The sequence below is a fragment of the Actinophytocola xinjiangensis genome (genome assembly GCF_001921215.1).
GTDB classification, from domain to species: domain Bacteria; phylum Actinomycetota; class Actinomycetes; order Mycobacteriales; family Pseudonocardiaceae; genus Actinophytocola; species Actinophytocola xinjiangensis.
On sequence record NZ_MSIF01000012.1, the window covers coordinates 54,426 to 68,589 of the forward strand.

At 73.0% G+C, this 14,164-nt stretch carries 15 protein-coding genes and 2 tRNA genes; 13 read left to right on the plus strand and 4 right to left on the minus strand.

Going from position 1 to position 14,164, the window contains the following annotated elements:
- Nucleotides 1-48: 48 nt before the first annotated feature.
- From BLA60_RS23245 to BLA60_RS23270, 6 genes are read left to right on the plus strand one after another with little or no spacing between them, the layout of a single operon-like run.
- Complete coding sequence (locus BLA60_RS23245; protein WP_075135089.1) at nucleotides 49-774, plus strand: ABC transporter ATP-binding protein; 726 nt, start codon at nucleotides 49-51, stop codon at nucleotides 772-774.
- A complete protein-coding gene (locus BLA60_RS23250; protein ID WP_075135090.1) occupies nucleotides 771-3,263 on the plus strand; it encodes an FtsX-like permease family protein in 2,493 nt (830 codons plus the stop codon). The genes BLA60_RS23245 and BLA60_RS23250 overlap by 4 nt, the downstream gene beginning before the upstream one ends.
- A 2-nt stretch (nucleotides 3,264-3,265) precedes the next feature.
- Nucleotides 3,266-4,483 carry a sensor histidine kinase gene (locus BLA60_RS23255; protein WP_075135091.1) on the plus strand — a complete coding sequence of 406 codons (1,218 nt, stop codon included), beginning with the start codon at nucleotides 3,266-3,268 and terminating at the stop codon, nucleotides 4,481-4,483.
- Nucleotides 4,471-5,115: a response regulator transcription factor gene (locus BLA60_RS23260; RefSeq protein WP_075135092.1), complete on the plus strand. Its 645-nt coding sequence runs from the start codon at nucleotides 4,471-4,473 to the stop codon at nucleotides 5,113-5,115. Before BLA60_RS23255 ends, BLA60_RS23260 begins: the two co-directional genes overlap by 13 nt.
- A gap of 40 nt (nucleotides 5,116-5,155) precedes the next feature.
- Nucleotides 5,156-5,968, plus strand: coding sequence for an LLM class flavin-dependent oxidoreductase (locus tag BLA60_RS23265; RefSeq protein WP_075135093.1), 813 nt, complete (start codon nucleotides 5,156-5,158; stop codon nucleotides 5,966-5,968).
- A gap of 40 nt (nucleotides 5,969-6,008) precedes the next feature.
- Entirely contained in the window at nucleotides 6,009-6,359 is a 351-nt protein-coding gene (locus BLA60_RS23270) for a YrdB family protein (RefSeq protein WP_075135094.1), read from the plus strand.
- Nucleotides 6,360-6,406: 47 nt separating this feature from the next.
- On the opposite strand, the gene BLA60_RS23275 is transcribed toward BLA60_RS23270, so the two are convergent.
- Genes BLA60_RS23275 through BLA60_RS23285 form a run of 3 tightly spaced genes read right to left on the minus strand, consistent with a single transcriptional unit; the run spans nucleotide 6,407 to nucleotide 8,851 of the window.
- Complete coding sequence (locus tag BLA60_RS23275) at nucleotides 6,407-6,664, minus strand: DUF3040 domain-containing protein (RefSeq protein ID WP_075135095.1); 258 nt, start codon at nucleotides 6,662-6,664, stop codon at nucleotides 6,407-6,409.
- 2 nt (nucleotides 6,665-6,666) lie between these two features.
- Nucleotides 6,667-8,037 (minus strand): hypothetical protein, encoded by a 1,371-nt coding sequence (locus tag BLA60_RS23280; protein ID WP_075135096.1) that lies wholly within the window; start codon nucleotides 8,035-8,037, stop codon nucleotides 6,667-6,669.
- Nucleotides 8,038-8,092: 55 nt separating this feature from the next.
- Nucleotides 8,093-8,851, minus strand: coding sequence for an IclR family transcriptional regulator (locus BLA60_RS23285; RefSeq protein ID WP_211288820.1), 759 nt, complete (start codon nucleotides 8,849-8,851; stop codon nucleotides 8,093-8,095).
- Between the two features lie 33 nt (nucleotides 8,852-8,884).
- Here BLA60_RS23285 and BLA60_RS23290 point away from each other — a divergent pair, with 33 nt between their 5' ends.
- Nucleotides 8,885-10,252, plus strand: a complete 1,368-nt coding sequence (locus BLA60_RS23290; RefSeq protein WP_075135097.1) for an L-serine ammonia-lyase — start codon at nucleotides 8,885-8,887, stop codon at nucleotides 10,250-10,252.
- Between the two features lie 23 nt (nucleotides 10,253-10,275).
- Here the strand turns inward: BLA60_RS23290 and BLA60_RS23295 are convergent, their stop codons facing one another.
- Entirely contained in the window at nucleotides 10,276-11,499 is a 1,224-nt protein-coding gene (locus tag BLA60_RS23295) for an FAD-dependent oxidoreductase (RefSeq protein WP_211288821.1), read from the minus strand.
- A gap of 414 nt (nucleotides 11,500-11,913) precedes the next feature.
- Here BLA60_RS23295 and BLA60_RS23300 point away from each other — a divergent pair, with 414 nt between their 5' ends.
- The 6 genes from BLA60_RS23300 to BLA60_RS43525 all read left to right on the plus strand — a co-directional run bounded on the left by BLA60_RS23300 (nucleotide 11,914) and on the right by BLA60_RS43525 (nucleotide 14,156).
- Entirely contained in the window at nucleotides 11,914-12,753 is an 840-nt protein-coding gene (locus BLA60_RS23300; RefSeq protein ID WP_084735205.1) for an HAD family hydrolase, read from the plus strand.
- A 56-nt stretch (nucleotides 12,754-12,809) separates the two neighbouring features.
- Nucleotides 12,810-12,881, plus strand: a tRNA-Gln gene (locus BLA60_RS23305).
- Between the two features lie 43 nt (nucleotides 12,882-12,924).
- Nucleotides 12,925-12,997, plus strand: a tRNA-Glu gene (locus tag BLA60_RS23310).
- A gap of 386 nt (nucleotides 12,998-13,383) precedes the next feature.
- On the plus strand, nucleotides 13,384-13,548 hold the full coding sequence (locus BLA60_RS43520; RefSeq protein WP_154814533.1) for a hypothetical protein: 165 nt from the start codon (nucleotides 13,384-13,386) through the stop codon (nucleotides 13,546-13,548).
- A gap of 48 nt (nucleotides 13,549-13,596) precedes the next feature.
- A complete protein-coding gene (locus tag BLA60_RS23315) occupies nucleotides 13,597-13,878 on the plus strand; it encodes a helix-turn-helix domain-containing protein (protein WP_075135099.1) in 282 nt (93 codons plus the stop codon).
- Between the two features lie 110 nt (nucleotides 13,879-13,988).
- Nucleotides 13,989-14,156, plus strand: coding sequence for a hypothetical protein (locus BLA60_RS43525; protein WP_154814534.1), 168 nt, complete (start codon nucleotides 13,989-13,991; stop codon nucleotides 14,154-14,156).
- Nucleotides 14,157-14,164: the final 8 nt, after the last annotated feature.

Consider the following 14,164-nt stretch of genomic DNA (forward strand, 5'->3'; position numbering starts at 1 on the left):
CAGGTAACTCGGTGGGCAGGGCGGGACCGGGTCGTGAGAATCGTGCACATGGTTTTGGTCAGGGATGTTGTCGAATTGGTCGAGGTCACCAGGGTCTACCCCGGCGGTGTGCGTGCCCTCGACGGGGTGAGTGTGGGTTTCGAGAAGGGGACGTTCACGGCGGTCATGGGGCCCTCCGGGTCAGGGAAGTCGACGTTGCTGCACTGCGCGGCCGGGCTGGACCTGCCGACCGGCGGGCAGGTGGTGCTCGCCGGCCAGGACATCGGCACGCTGCGTGAGCCGAAGCTGACCGCCGTGCGCCGGGCGCACGTCGGGTTCGTGTTCCAGTCGTTCAACCTGGTCGACTCGCTGTCGGTGTGGGACAACGTGCTGCTGCCCCAGCGACTGGCCGGCACCCGGCCGGACCAGCGGTGGGCGCGGGAGCTGCTGGAGCGGGTCGGGCTCGCCGGGCGCGAGCGGGCCAGGCCAGGGCAGCTCTCCGGCGGCCAGCAGCAGCGGGTGGCGCTGGCCCGCGCGCTGGCCGGGCGCCCGGAGGTGATCTTCGGTGACGAGCCGACCGGTGCGCTGGACCTGGCCACCGGGCGTGCGGTGCTGGGGCTGCTGCGCCGGTTCGTCGACGAGGTCGGCGCGACCATCGTGATGGTCACCCACGACCCTGCCGCCGCGGCGTGGGCCGACCGGGTGGTGTTCCTGGCCGACGGGCGGCTCGCGGGGGAGCTGCGCTCACCGTCGGCCGAGCAGGTCTCGCGGCGGATGACGGAGCTGACCCGATGATCGGGCGACTGGCCTCGGCGAGCGTGCGGCACCGGCGCGGGTCGTTCGTCGGCACCCTGCTCACCGCGTTCCTGGCGGTCGCGCTGATCGCCGGGTCCGGCTTGCTGCTGTGGTCGGTGCTGACCGCCGGGCCGGGCGGGGACCGGTTCGCCGCCGTGGACGCGGTGGTCGCGGGGGACCGGTCGGTCGTGCTCACCACCACGACCGACAAGGGCGACAAGGTCAAGACCAAGACCAAGGACGAGCGGCTCACCGGCGCCCAGCCGCTGCCGGCCGAGACCGTCGACACGGTCACCGGCACGCCGGGCGTGCGGGACGCCGTCGCCGACCACGCCTTCCCGGTGTCGCTGGACGTCGACGGGACGCCGCTGCGCGCGCCGGACGCGGTGACCGTCGCCCACGGCTGGTCCTCCGCCGCGCTGACCCCGTACCCGCTGCGGGACGGGGCGGCGCCGAAGGCCGGCGAGGTTGTGCTCCAGCGGGAGTTCGGCGCGCGGGTCGGGCAGACCGTGCGGCTGACCAGCCGCACCGGGGCCGTCGAGCTGCGGGTGGCCGGGATCGTCGAGGGCGACGTCCCCGGTCAGGGCGCGGTGTTCGTCGTCGACGGGCAGGTCGGCGAGCTGTCCGGGCTGACCGGGCCGACGGCGGTCGCGGTGCGGGCCGACGCCGGTGGGATCGACGCGCTGCGGGCGCGGCTGGGCGACGCCGCGAACGTCCACACCGGAGCCGACCGGGTGACCGGCGACCTGCCCGGCGCGATGCCCGACTACATCGGCGCCATCTCCATCTTCGGGTTCGTCCTGGGCATCACCGGGTTCGCCGCGGTGTTCGTGCTCACCGGGACGGTCTCGCTCGGGGTCCGGCAGCGGCTGCGGGAGCTGGCGCTGCTGCGTACCGCCGGCGCCACCCCCGCCCAGCTGCGCCGCCTGCTGCGGCTGGAGGTCGTGCTGGTCACGCTGGCCGCCTCGGTGCCGGCGGTGCCGGCCGGGATCCTGGTGGCGGAGCTGGTGGCGGCCCGGTTCCGGGACCTGGGCGCGGTGCCGCCGCAGTTCACCGTCTCGCTCAACCCGCTGGTGCTGGTCGCGGCCGTGGCCGTGGGGCTCGCGGTGACCGTGCTGGCCACCGGGATCGCGGCCAGGCGGGCGGTGCGGATCGCGCCGACCCAGGCGCTGCGCGAGACGGTGACCGCCAGCGGCGCGGGGTGGCTGCCCCGGGTCGTGGTGGCGGCGGTGCTGGTCGCCGGGGCGGTCGCGGTGCTGAGCCTGGTGCCGCTGGGCGGGCCGTTCGGCATGGGCATGGGGTTCGTGTCCTGCTCGCTGCTGCTGTGCGCGGTCGCCGCGCTCGGGCCGATCGTGGTCGGCGCGCTGACCACCCTGCTGTCCCCGCTGGCCGCGCTGGGCGGGGTCCTCGGCCGGGTGGCCGGGGCGATGACCAGGGCGGAGAGCCGGCGGGTCGTCGGGGTCGCCGTGCCGCTGACGCTGATGTTCGCGATCAACGCGACGATGCTGCTCAACGGCGACATCCTCACCGAGGTGACCGCCGGCCAGCAGGCCGCCCGGGGCGCCCCGGCGACCGTGCGGGTCGCCGCCACCAACGCCCCCGGTCTGCCGTTGGACACCGCCGGGGAGGTCGCCGCCCTGCCGGGCGTGACCGGCTCGGCGGCCACCCTGGGCACCCGGGTGGTGGTCGACCTCGGCGGCAAGCCCGAGGACTACCCCGCCCAGGGCCTGCGGGTCACCGGTGAGCGGGCGCTGGACCTCGGGGTCACCTCCGGCGAGGTCGACCCGAGGGACGGCACGGTCGCTGTCAGCGAACCGCTGGCGGCCGACCTGGGGTGGCGGGTCGGCGACCGGCCGGTGTTCTGGCTGGCCGACGGCACCCGCACCGAGCTGACCGTGACCGGCGTGTACGCGCACTGGCGCGGCTTCGGCGACCTGGTGCTGCCCGCCGGGCTGGTGGCCGCGCACGATCCGGGCGGGCTGGTCTCGGCGCTGTACCTTCGGGGCGGGCCGGAGTTGGCTGCCTCGGTCACCGACCGGTGGCCGGCGCTGGCCGCCGCCACCGACCCGGGTGCCGCCCCGCCGGACGCGGCCAACCAGCAGGCGGCGTGGGAGCTGATGGTGGTGATCTCGCTCGGGTTCACCGCGATCGCCGTGGTCAACACGTTCGCCGTGGCCACCGGGGCGCGTCGCCGGGAGTTCGCGGACCTGCGGCTGGCCGGGGCTACCCCGCGTCAGCTGCACCGGATGCTGACCGGCGAGACGGTGATCACCGTCGCGGTCGCGCTGGTGCTGGGCTGCGTGATCAGCGGGGCGGTGGTCGGCACGTTCAGCGTCGCCCAGGACGGCACCTGGCGGCTGTTCGCCGAGCCGCTGCGCTACCTGACGATGGTCGGCGGCGTGGCGCTGCTGGGGCTGGTCGCCGGGGCGGTGCCGGCGCGGCTGGTGGTCCGCCGCCGCGCCCTGCCGCTGGTCGAGGAGGTGGGCTGAGGGTGGTGCGCCGGGCGGGCCGGGCGGTGGCTCATCTGGTGACCAGTGTGGTCGCCGGGCCGTTCGTGTTCGCCTGGGCGCTGGCCACCACGCTGGTCAGCGGCCTGCTCTCGTTCACCTATCTCGCGCCGCCGGTGTTCCTCGGCGCGACCTGGGTGACCCGGCGGGTCGCCACGGTCGAGCGGCTGCGGGCGGGGCTGGTGCTGGGCCGGCGGGTGGAGGCGCCCTACGGCCCGGCACCGCGCACGCACCTGTGGCGCCGTGGCCGCGCGCTGGTGCGGGAACCGGCGACGTGGCGGGACCTGGCGTGGTGCGTGCTGGCGCTGCCCTCGGGGCTGGTGGGTCTGGCCGGGCTGATCGCCACGGCGGTGGACCTGGGGCTGGTGCTCGCGCCGGCGTGGCTGTGGTCGGTGCCCAACCCGTACCTGCCGGCGGCGGTGGACTGGATGTTCAACACGGTCGGCGGGCGGTTCGTGCTCACCGTGGCCGGGCTGGCGCTGGCCCCGGTCGCCTGGTGGATCGTCACGACGCTGGCCAGGGCGCAGGCCACCGTGGCCGCGGCGTTGCTGGAACCGGGTCCCCGGCAGCGGCTGGCCCGCCGTGCCGCCCAGCTGGCCGACACCCGCCGGCGGGTGGTCGACGCGCAGGCCGCCGAGCTGCGCAGGATCGAACGCGATCTGCACGACGGGGCCCAGGCCAGGATCGTGGCCGCCGGCATGACCCTGGCGCTGGCGCAGCGCCAGCTGGGTGGGCAGCCGGCCGGGGCCGAGGTGGCGACCGCGCGCCGGCAGTTGGACGAGGCGCTGGCCGAGCTGCGCCGCCTGGTGCGCGGGATCCACCCGCCGATCCTCACCGACCGGGGTCTGGTGGCCGCGCTGGCCGCTCTCGCCGGGGACGCGCCGTTGCCGGTGGCGATCGAGGCCGGTGAGCTGGGGCCGCTGTCGCCGGCGGTGGAGTCGGCGGCGTACTTCGTCGCGGCCGAGGCGCTGGCCAACGTCGTGAAGCACGCCGGGGCAAGCGATTGCGCCGTCACCATCGCCTGCGACGGCGACCTGCTGACCGTCGAGGTGCGCGACGACGGGCGGGGCGGCGCCGACCCGTCCGGGTCCGGTGTGGACGGTCTACGCCGCAGGGTCGAGGCCCTGGACGGCACGTTGTCGGTCACCAGTCCGGTCGGTGGTCCGACCGTCGTCCACGCGGAGTTGCCATGCGGATCGTGATCGCCGAGGACCTGTTGCTGCTGCGCGAGGGGTTGGTGCGGCTGCTCACCGGGACCGGGCACGAGGTGGTGGCCGCCGTGGCGTCCGCGCCGGAGCTGGAGGCGGCGGTGGCCGCCCACCGGCCCGATCTGTCCATTGTGGACGTACGGTTGCCGCCGGGTTTCCGCGACGAGGGACTGCGCGCGGCGCTGGCCATCCGCCGCCGCGAACCCCGGACACCGATCCTGATCCTGTCCCAGTACGTCGAGCGGGTGTACGCGGCCGAGCTGATCGCCGACGGCAACGGCGCGGTCGGCTACCTGCTCAAGGACCGGGTGACCGCACTGGACGAGTTCCTCGACGCCATCGAACGGGTCGCCGCCGGCGGCACGGCCATGGACCAGGAGGTCGTTCGCCAACTGTTCGCCCGCAACAGCGGCGACCGTGGGGTCGCCGCGCTCAGCGCGCGGGAACGGGAGGTGCTCGGCCTGGTCGCCCAGGGCCTGTCCAACTCCGCGATCTGCGCGGCGCTGACCCTCGCACCGGCGTCGGTCGACAAGCACATCGGCAACATCCTCACCAAGCTGGACCTGCCGCCGGCACGGGACTCACACCGGCGGGTCCGCGCGGTGCTCGCCTATCTCAACCAGTGATTCGAGGAATCACCCGCCGCCGCACCGGGTTGTCACCGGTATGAGCATCGAGATCGGCGTGATCCTGCCGACGTCCACACCAGACCCCGACCGCCCGGTTCTTGGCGACGTCCGCGCCAGCGCCCGGTTCGCCGAGCAGGCCGGGATCGACTCGGTGTGGTCGACCGACCACCTGGTGGCCAGTGGCCCGATGCTGGACAGCACGGTCGCCCTGGCGACGGCCGCCGCCGTCACCGACCGCCTCACCATCGGCTACAACGTGATGCTGCTGTCGCTGCGCCCCTCGGCGTGGGCGGCCAAGCAGGTGGCCAGCCTGCAGTACGTCTCCGGCGACCGGCTGGTCCTGGGCGTCGGCACCGGGAACCCGGCACACGGCGACACCGCGTGGCGCGCGGCCGGACTGTCCTACGCCGACCGGGGAGCGCACACCGACGCCGCGCTGCGGGTGCTGCCGGGTCTGGTCACCGGCCAGCGGGTGGAACTCGACGACGGCACGCGGGTCGCGATCGCCCCCGGCGCGACCATGCCACCGGTCGTGGTGGCCGGCGACGGGCGGGCCGCACTGCGCCGCGCGGCCCGTTTCGGCGACGGCTGGGCGACCATCGCCGCGCCGCCGAGGCGGGTGGCGCAACGGCTGGCCGAGATCGCCGAACTGGCCGCCGGGCACGGTCGTGCGCCGGTGCGGGCCACGGTCGTCGCGCCCGAGTTGGATGCCGATCCCGCGCGGGCGGCCGAACAGCTCGCCGAGTACGAACAGGCCGGCACGGAGCGGGTGATCCTCGCCCCGACCGGGCCGGACTGGCAGCGGGACTACGAGCACGCGGGCGCCCTGCGCGCGGCGTACACCGGGTAATCGGTCGACTGTCCGAAATGGACCGGCGTAGGCTGCGCCGGTGAACAACGCCGTGCGCTGGTCGAACGACATCCTGGCCTTCGTCCTGGAACTGGGTGCGCTGGGCGCCCTGTGCTACTGGGGTTTCGCGACCGGGTCGACCGTGCTGACCAAGCTCCTGCTCGGGCTCGGCGCACCGCTGCTGGCGGCCGTGGCCTGGGGACTGTTCGCCGCGCCGAAGGCGACCTTCGCGGTGCCGCTGGTGGCGGTGCTGGTGGTCAAGGCTGCCGTGTTCGGCGCGGCGGCGCTGGCGCTGTACGTGCGCGGGCACCGGACACTGGCCATCGGGTTCGCCGTCGTCGTGGTGGTGAACACGGTGATCGTGACGATCGCACGCGCCAACGAGAGCTGAGCCCGACCGGCGACGACGCGGGCGCTGTCGGGCGAGGATGTGGAGCGCTACCGGGCGACGATGTGCAGCGCGACGCCGACGGAGATCAGGATCGCGCCCAGCAGGATCAGCGCGCCGGTCGCGGTGAGCGCACCGGCGACGAACACCAGGCCACCGACGATGTCGACGGCCAGCCGGGTGGCGAGCCGCTGGTAGGGCCGGGGAGCCGGCTCGTGGTCGCGCAACATCCTGGCGAGCACCGGATCATCGGTTTCGAACCACTGCTCGATCGCTCTGAGATGGCGGTGTTCGTCATGGCTGAGCATGCTCACTCCCGCGCGTCGGTGCCCTGGCCGCCTCCGTCGAGGCCTGTGGTGGCGGTTACCCCGTCGTCGCGGCGGGAAACCCGGCGCAGCACACCGGCGATGGCCAGCAGCGCGATCGTCGCCACGCACACCGTGGCGACGGCCGCCAGCAGTGGGAGCTGGAACTGCGGCTGACCGGGCGTCGGCCTGGTCTGGACCAGCAGGTGCGTCATCAGCGCCGTGACGCCCAGGGTGAACGGGGCCGCGAGCCCCGCCAGTACCGGCGGTGCCGCCGCCTGGTCGGCCAACCGCTCGGCGACCGCCGCGACCCCGGCGACCGTGCCGACCCCGGCGGCCAGGACCAGCACCGGTTCCAGCGCGACAACGACCGTCTCGTTCGGACTGTCCATCCCGGAGACCAGGTACGCGGCGACCAGGCCGGCGATGACCACCAGCAACCCGCCGACCCCGAGCCGCAACCGCCACCGGGACAGCGCGGCCAGGAACCCGAGCGGCACCGCGGCGACCGCCACGGTCAGCGCCAGCGTCGGCGCCTGCACCTGGGCCAGCGGCACCGGCATCACGATCGCGCCGAACACCCCGAGCAGAGCTCCGGCGACCAGACCGCCGAGCAGCGCCCGCCACCCGGCCACCGCACCCACCACCAGGCCACCGGCGAGCATCCCGATCCCGAGAAGGAGCAGGGCCTGGTCGGGATCCCCCAGGTTGAACGCGGCGCGCGGCGACGGCCAGAGCAGCAGCAGTGCCAGCGGGGCGAGCGAGGCCACCGCGCCGGCCACGGTGACCCGCACCGGCGGCCGCTCGATCCGCCCCGACCCGGCGGCGAAACCGGCCAGCGCGGTCACCGCCGCGACACCCACCAGCACCAGGACCAGCGTCGGCCGGAACTCCCGGAGCGGGTCGGTCTGGTCAAGGTGGACGAACGTCAACGTGCCCACCAGCTGGCTCGCCACCGCCGCACCGGCCAGCGCCACCCCGACCGCGTGCCGCCCCGCCTGCCACACCACCATCGCCGCGCCCAGCGCCCCCACGACGGTCAGCGGCGGCCAGCACGCGCTCACGGCCAACACCAACCGGAACGTCAGGTCGTTGCTGACCAGGTCGGGTGTCACCCCGGCCTCCCGGAGGTTCGCGGGCACCGCGCACGCCGCGCCGGCCAGCAGCAGCACCGGCCAGCCGCGCGCCGGCGCCAGCCGCCAGACGAGCAGCGCGAGCACCGCCGCCACCACCGGCGGCCACGCCGGCAGCCCGCCGAACTCGACACTGCTCACCAGCGTGCTCAGTCCGCCGGCGGAGGTGTTGAGGGCGAGCAGGAGAAGGCTGCCCACCGCGGCGACGATCACCAGGTACGGGCGTCTGACGGCGTCCGGCATCGTGGTTCCCCCAGGATTGTCCACCCGATCGGGCGAGCATCATGGCACGGGCGGGTCAGCCCGGGAACCCCAACCGGTCACTGATCTCGTCGGCGCCGTCGATGAGCGTGGTGGCCCGCTCGTGCAGCACCGTCTCGGTCAGCCGGTGCGCCGGACCGGACGCGCTGAGCGCCGCGAACACGTTGCCCTCCGGGTCGCGGACCGGTGCGGCGACCGCGTTGAGCCCCACCTCGTACTCCTCGACCGTCACCGCGTAGCCGCGCCGCTGGACCGTCTCCAGGTGTTCGGCCAGCTGGTGGCCGGTGGTGATGGTGTTGCGGGTGAACCGGCGCATGTCGCGGGACATCAGCTCGGCGCGGCGCCGGGCGGTGCGGTGGGCGAGCAGGACCTTGCCGCTGGAGGTGGCGTGCAGCGGGGTGAGCAGCCCCACCCAGTCCGCGCAGCCGCCGCCGACCTGGTCCAGGTTCACCGCGTACCGGGCCTGCGCCACCGCGATGTTCACCGTCTCGCCGAGCTCGCCGGCCAGGCGTTCGCACACCGGACGCCCCCGGCGGGTGATCTCCAACCCGCCGGACACCGCCCCGGCCAGCCGCACCACCCCGAACCCCAGCCGGTAGCGCCCCCGATCCTGCGACTGCTCGACCAGCCCACGCCGCTCCAGCGCGTTGAGCAGGCGAAACGCCGTCGACTTGTGCACCCCCAGCTCGGTGGCGACCTCGCTGACGCCGCCGTCGCCCTCCCGCGCCAGGATCTCCAGCACGCTGATCGCCCGGTCGACCGCCTGCACGCCGGTGCCGGTCCTCGTGACGCTCATGGGCCGCACTATAGGCAGACCTACGATGTGCCCGTGACCATCAGCGTGTTCGACCTGTTCAGCATCGGTATCGGACCGTCCAGTTCGCACACCGTCGGCCCGATGCGCGCGGCGCGCACGTTCGTCGACGGGCTCGCGGCCGACGGACTGCTGGACTCCACCCGCTCGGTGCGCGCCGAGCTGTTCGGTTCGCTGGGCGCCACCGGCCACGGGCACGGCAGCGACCGGGCGGTCCTGCTCGGCCTGGAGGGCGCCGACCCGGAGACCGTCGACACCGACTCGGTGACCGAGCGGGTCGACCGGCTGCGCGCCGCGCGCCGGGTGAGCCTGGCCGGCAGCCGGGAGATCGCGTTCGACCCGGACACCGACCTCGTGCTGCACCGGCGCCGCAGCCTGCCGGCCCACCCCAACGGCATGCGGTTCCACGCCCGCGGCGAGGGCTGGGAGCGCGAACGCACCTACTACTCGGTCGGCGGCGGGTTCGTCGTCGACGAGCAGGCCCAGGGCGCCGACCGGATCAAGGTCGACGACACCGAGGTCGCCCACCCGTTCCGCACCGGCGCCGAACTGCTCGCCCACTGCCGGCGTACCGGCCTGGCGATCAGCGACATCCTGCTGGCCAACGAGACCTCCTGGCGCGGCCACGCCGAGATCACCGCCGGCCTTGACCGGATCTGGGAGGTCATGCGCGAGTGCGTGCAGCGGGGCTGCACCCGCGACGGCGTGCTGCCCGGCGGGCTGAAGGTCCGCCGCCGCGCGCGGGAACTGCATGAGCGGCTCTGCGCGGAACCCGAGTCGCCGGACCCGCTGCGGGTGATGGACTGGGTGAACCTGTACGCACTCGCGGTGAACGAGGAGAACGCGTCCGGCGGGCGGGTGGTCACCGCGCCGACCAACGGCGCGGCCGGCATCATCCCGTCGGTCCTGCACTACTACGACCGGTTCGTGCCAGGGGCGTCGGCGCAGGGCGTGCGCCGGTTCCTGCTCACCGCCGGCGCGATCGGCGTGATCTACAAGGAGAACGCGTCGATCTCCGGTGCCGAGGTCGGCTGCCAGGGCGAGGTCGGCTCGGCCTGCTCGATGGCCGCCGGGGCGTTGTGCGAGGTGCTCGGCGGCACCCCCGAGCAGGTGGAGAACGCCGCCGAGATCGGCATGGAGCACAACCTGGGCCTGACCTGCGACCCGGTGGGCGGCCTGGTGCAGATCCCGTGCATCGAACGCAACGCGATGGCCGCGGTGAAGGCGATCAACGCCGCCCGAATGGCCATGCACGGCGACGGCAACCAGGTGGTCTCCCTGGACAAGGTGATCAAGACCATGCGGGAGACCGGGCGGGACATGAAGGTCAAGTACAAGGAGACCGCCCGCGGCGGGTTGGCCGTCAACGTCATCGAGTGCTGATCAACCCGCGCGGGCGGGGGCGGTCACCGGCGGGCGAAGTCCGGGGCGTGCTCGGGGCGCAGACCGATCGCCACCAGGTACGCGGGAATCGTGCGCAGTACGGGGAACATCCGGGTCATGGCCAGCGGGCCCTTGGGCAGGTGATCCCGTTCGCCGGTGATCACCGGGCCGATCACCACGCCCTGCAGGAACCGTTGCAGGGCCTGGGTGGCCGCGGTCGGCAGCCAGCGGCGACGCCGGATCCCGGCCAGGTGTGCCGCGTCGACGCGGCCGGTGCGCAGCGGTCCGGCGAGCAGGGCGGCGGTGGCGACGGCGTCCTGGACGGCGACGTTGATGCCGACGCCGCCGATCGGGGACATCGCGTGCGCGGCGTCGCCGATCAGCAGCAGGCCGTCGGTGTGCCAGCGGTGGAGCCGGTTGAGCCGTACGTCGAGCATCTTGACCTCGTCCAGCGAGGTGATGGTGTCGACCCGGTCGGCGACCTCGGGGGCGAGGGCGGCGATCCTGGCGCGGAAGCGTTCGACGCCCTCGGCGCGCAGGGCGGCGTCGTCGCCCTTCTTCAGGAAGTAGGCGACCTGGTAGTAGTCGCCCCGGTTGATCAGGATGACGAACTCGTTGCCGCGCACGTGGGCCTGGATGCCGCTGACCTCGCCGCCCTGTTCGGGGCGGGGCAGGCGGAACCACCAGACGTCGAACGGGACGGGGAACTCCTTGGCGTGTAGGCCGATCTGGTCGCGCAGCAGCGAGGTGCGGCCGTCGCAGGCGACGGTCAGGTCGGCCCTGATCTCGCCCTCGGTGCCCTCGGCGGTGCGGTAGCGGGCGCCGACGACCCGGCTGCCCTCCCGGATCACCTCGGTGACCTGGGTGTTCATCCGCAGGGTGAAGGTCGGCTCCTGCTTGGCCGCGTCGGCCAGCAGGTCGAGGAAGTCCCACTGGGGGACGGTGGCGACGTAGTTGTAGGGCGGACGCAGCCGGGTGAACTCGCCGATCACCGCGACGCCGCCGGCCGGGTCGGGGAACGCGATCCGTTCCAGGCGGCTCTGTGGCAGGGCCCGGAACTCGGCGCCGAGGCCGAGTTCGTCGAGCAGCCGGACGGTCGAGGCGTGCACGGTGTCGCCGCGGAAGTCGCGCAGGAAGTCGCCGTGCTTCTCCAGGACCTGGACCTCGACGCCGGCGCGGGCGAGCAGCAGGCCGAGCACCATCCCGGCGGGACCGCCGCCGACGACCAGGCAGGTTGTCCTCTCCATGACCCCTCCAGTATTCATCACATGTTGAATAACTCCAGGATGCACACGTCCGACGCCCGCGTCAAGGGGCCGGCCGGAGGAGCGCGGGGAGCCCGACGGGCGGAATCCTCGAAACAGGTTCCCCGGAATTGTCGGAGAATTGTCGTTGATTTCCGGCCGTCTTCTGGGGACACTTCTGGTGTGCACCGAGGACGGTTCGACGAGGATTCCCCGGCGGTGTCGGGTCCGGGTCGATGTGTGTCTCATTGGGCCGTTCGTGGCCAGTTGCTGACACATCCGTAACGCGGGACTGACAACCAGCGATACAGCCTAATCAGCGGCCGCTGGAGTCTCGCTCACTTAATCGTGACAGAAGCTCGACTATCACCTCGTTAGCCGAATCGGCGGAGGGCGGCCACGGCCTAGCCTCTCCTGATGACCTTTGGGCTTGTGCCGTTCCCGACCGGCGCCACCTCGGCTGCTCGCAGGCTGGCGCGCGCGGGAGGAATATCGCACCAGCCCGCCACAATTCACGCCGTCTGTCTCGACATCGACGACACACTCGTCGACTTCACCGCGACCGCCCGAAAGGCCCTTTCGGACATGATCGGTCGCGACGACATGTGGTTGAAATGGCAACGAACCACCGACGAGCACGTGGCGAAGGTCGTCGCCGGGGATCTCGCCTACGAGGACATGCACGAGGCAAGAACCAAGGCGTTCATGGCCGATCTCGGCGCCCTGCTGGACGACGATCTGGTGGCCGTGCTGGAGCGCCGGCGCAGTACCCAGCTGCGCACCACCTGGCGGCTGTTCGAGGACACCCTGCCGTGCCTGGACTGGCTGCGCGCCGCCGGACTCAAGCTGGCCGCTGTGACCAACGCCTCAGGGGCGCACCAGCGGACCAAACTGGAGCGTCTGGGCATCGGCCGCTTCTTCGACACCGTGCTCATCGCCGGGGAACTCGGCGCCGCCAAGCCCGACCCGGTGATCTTCCACACGGCCTGCTCGCGGATGGACGTCGATCCCGACCAGACCCTGCACGTCGGCGACCTCCTGGAAGCCGACGCCCTCGGCGCCCGCGACGCCGGCCTGCACGGCGTCTGGCTCAACCGCTCACTGGACGACGCCCGGCCGGCCACCGGCATCGCCATGATCGAGACCCTCGCCGACCTGCCCGAACTGCTGGTCACCGAGTACCGGACGCCCACGCTGGCTGTCACCGGACCCCTGTCAGGGGGAGCCGATTTCCGGTCGGCACGGGGTGTGGTCTAACATCTGTTCCCGTCACTACGGACAGTGAGTCGCAAGCTCCTGGGCCGCCGTGACATTGGGGTATGGTGTAATTGGCAGCACGACTGATTCTGGTTCAGTTAGTCTAGGTTCGAGTCCTGGTACCCCAGCGGAGAGAACGAAATCACCAGCTGATAAGGTTCTCCCGATCCTGGCCCCGTCGTCTAGCGGCCTAGGACGCCGCCCTCTCAAGGCGGTAGCGCGGGTTCAAATCCCGTCGGGGCTACATCCAGTCATGGTGGCGTTGACCTGTGTCAACGCCACCATGACTTGTTTCTGCGGCACTGCCGGCGGGGCCCGACAGGGTTCGCGTGGAATGCCTCGTGGAACGAACGCCGGCGAGCGGCTATCCACAAAGGACTGTTGGTGGAACGGGCTGTGCCCTGCGGGTCGACCGGCTCGTCCTTCGGTGGCCCGGCGTCGTCGTCGAACGGTTGCCGGGCGATCCAGGACCCGGCTGGTGGACGAGTGGTTGCGAGCCGGACCGTGCCGGACGGGGTGCTGTGACCGCGTGCCTGCCCTGTCGTGAGCCGTGCACGCTGGGGCCGCCGGTGGACGCGGTCCGACGCGGTACCGCAGAGGTGGACGGTCTGCGGTTGACCGAACCCCACCGTGCGGGCCAGGCGGGCGGTGCTGGCCATGTGGCGGACCGAGGCCGTGGGCGACCTGCACCGGGCGGTGGTGCGCACGCTGCGGGAGGTGGCCGACGGTCCAGGGGTGGATCATCGGCAACGGGCGGAGATCCGCTACGGGCTGGGCAGACTCCTGGTGCGGTAGGACGAGTACGAGGCCGGTGACGCCGAACTGGAGCGCGCGGCGAGTGGGTTGGCGCACGACCCGGCCACCGCCGGGTCGGTCATGACCTACCTCGCGTGGCCGCTGACCACCCCGTGGCCGGCTTCCCGGCACCGGTACTGGTTACGCAGGGCGACAGCACTGCTGCCGCAGGGTGCGAGCGTCCGGCGTCAGTCTCGAACCATCGCGACCCAGCTCAGCTCGGCCATGCGCAAGCTGGGCGTGCCGTCGCGGACCGCGCTGGCTGTGACGGTCCTCCGGGACGGCCGCCATCTGGCGGGCGCCGACTGGTCCGTTCGGGCGTGTACCTGACGTGTCCCGGTCATCGACCGGTGTTCTTTCAGCATTCCGACTGATCGCAACGGCGGTCCTCTCGTCGACGCTGAGGCCTGACCGAGCACCCGATCGAGGAGGCAACCCACATGCCGCAGGATCGGCCGACCGACCCGGACGCGGCGGGCAGCGTGCCTGTCGAACCGCCGGCAGCGGACCCGGCCGAGCTGTCGAGCGCCGAGCCGGACCAGGTCACGGGCGCCGACGGGTCGGGTGCGCCGAAGCGAGGGCGACCCGAGGGCTTCGAACCGTTGTGAGCCGACAA

Bases quoted from the DNA above. Each gene is read 5' to 3' on its own strand.
- BLA60_RS23260 (WP_075135092.1), top strand. From the start codon at position 4,471: ATGCGGATCGTGATCGCCGAGGACCTGTTGCTGCTGCGCGAGGGGTTG.
- BLA60_RS23275 (WP_075135095.1), bottom strand. From the start codon at position 6,664: ATGCTCAGCCATGACGAACACCGCCATCTCAGAGCGATCGAGCAGTGG.
- BLA60_RS43525 (WP_154814534.1), top strand. From the start codon at position 13,989: ATGCCGCAGGATCGGCCGACCGACCCGGACGCGGCGGGCAGCGTGCCT.
- BLA60_RS23250 (WP_075135090.1), top strand. From the start codon at position 771: ATGATCGGGCGACTGGCCTCGGCGAGCGTGCGGCACCGGCGCGGGTCG.
- BLA60_RS23245 (WP_075135089.1), top strand. From the start codon at position 49: ATGGTTTTGGTCAGGGATGTTGTCGAATTGGTCGAGGTCACCAGGGTC.
- BLA60_RS23285 (WP_211288820.1), bottom strand. From the start codon at position 8,851: ATGAGCGTCACGAGGACCGGCACCGGCGTGCAGGCGGTCGACCGGGCG.
- BLA60_RS23295 (WP_211288821.1), bottom strand. From the start codon at position 11,499: ATGGAGAGGACAACCTGCCTGGTCGTCGGCGGCGGTCCCGCCGGGATG.
- BLA60_RS23300 (WP_084735205.1), top strand. From the start codon at position 11,914: ATGACCTTTGGGCTTGTGCCGTTCCCGACCGGCGCCACCTCGGCTGCT.
- BLA60_RS23280 (WP_075135096.1), bottom strand. From the start codon at position 8,037: ATGCCGGACGCCGTCAGACGCCCGTACCTGGTGATCGTCGCCGCGGTG.
- BLA60_RS23265 (WP_075135093.1), top strand. From the start codon at position 5,156: ATGAGCATCGAGATCGGCGTGATCCTGCCGACGTCCACACCAGACCCC.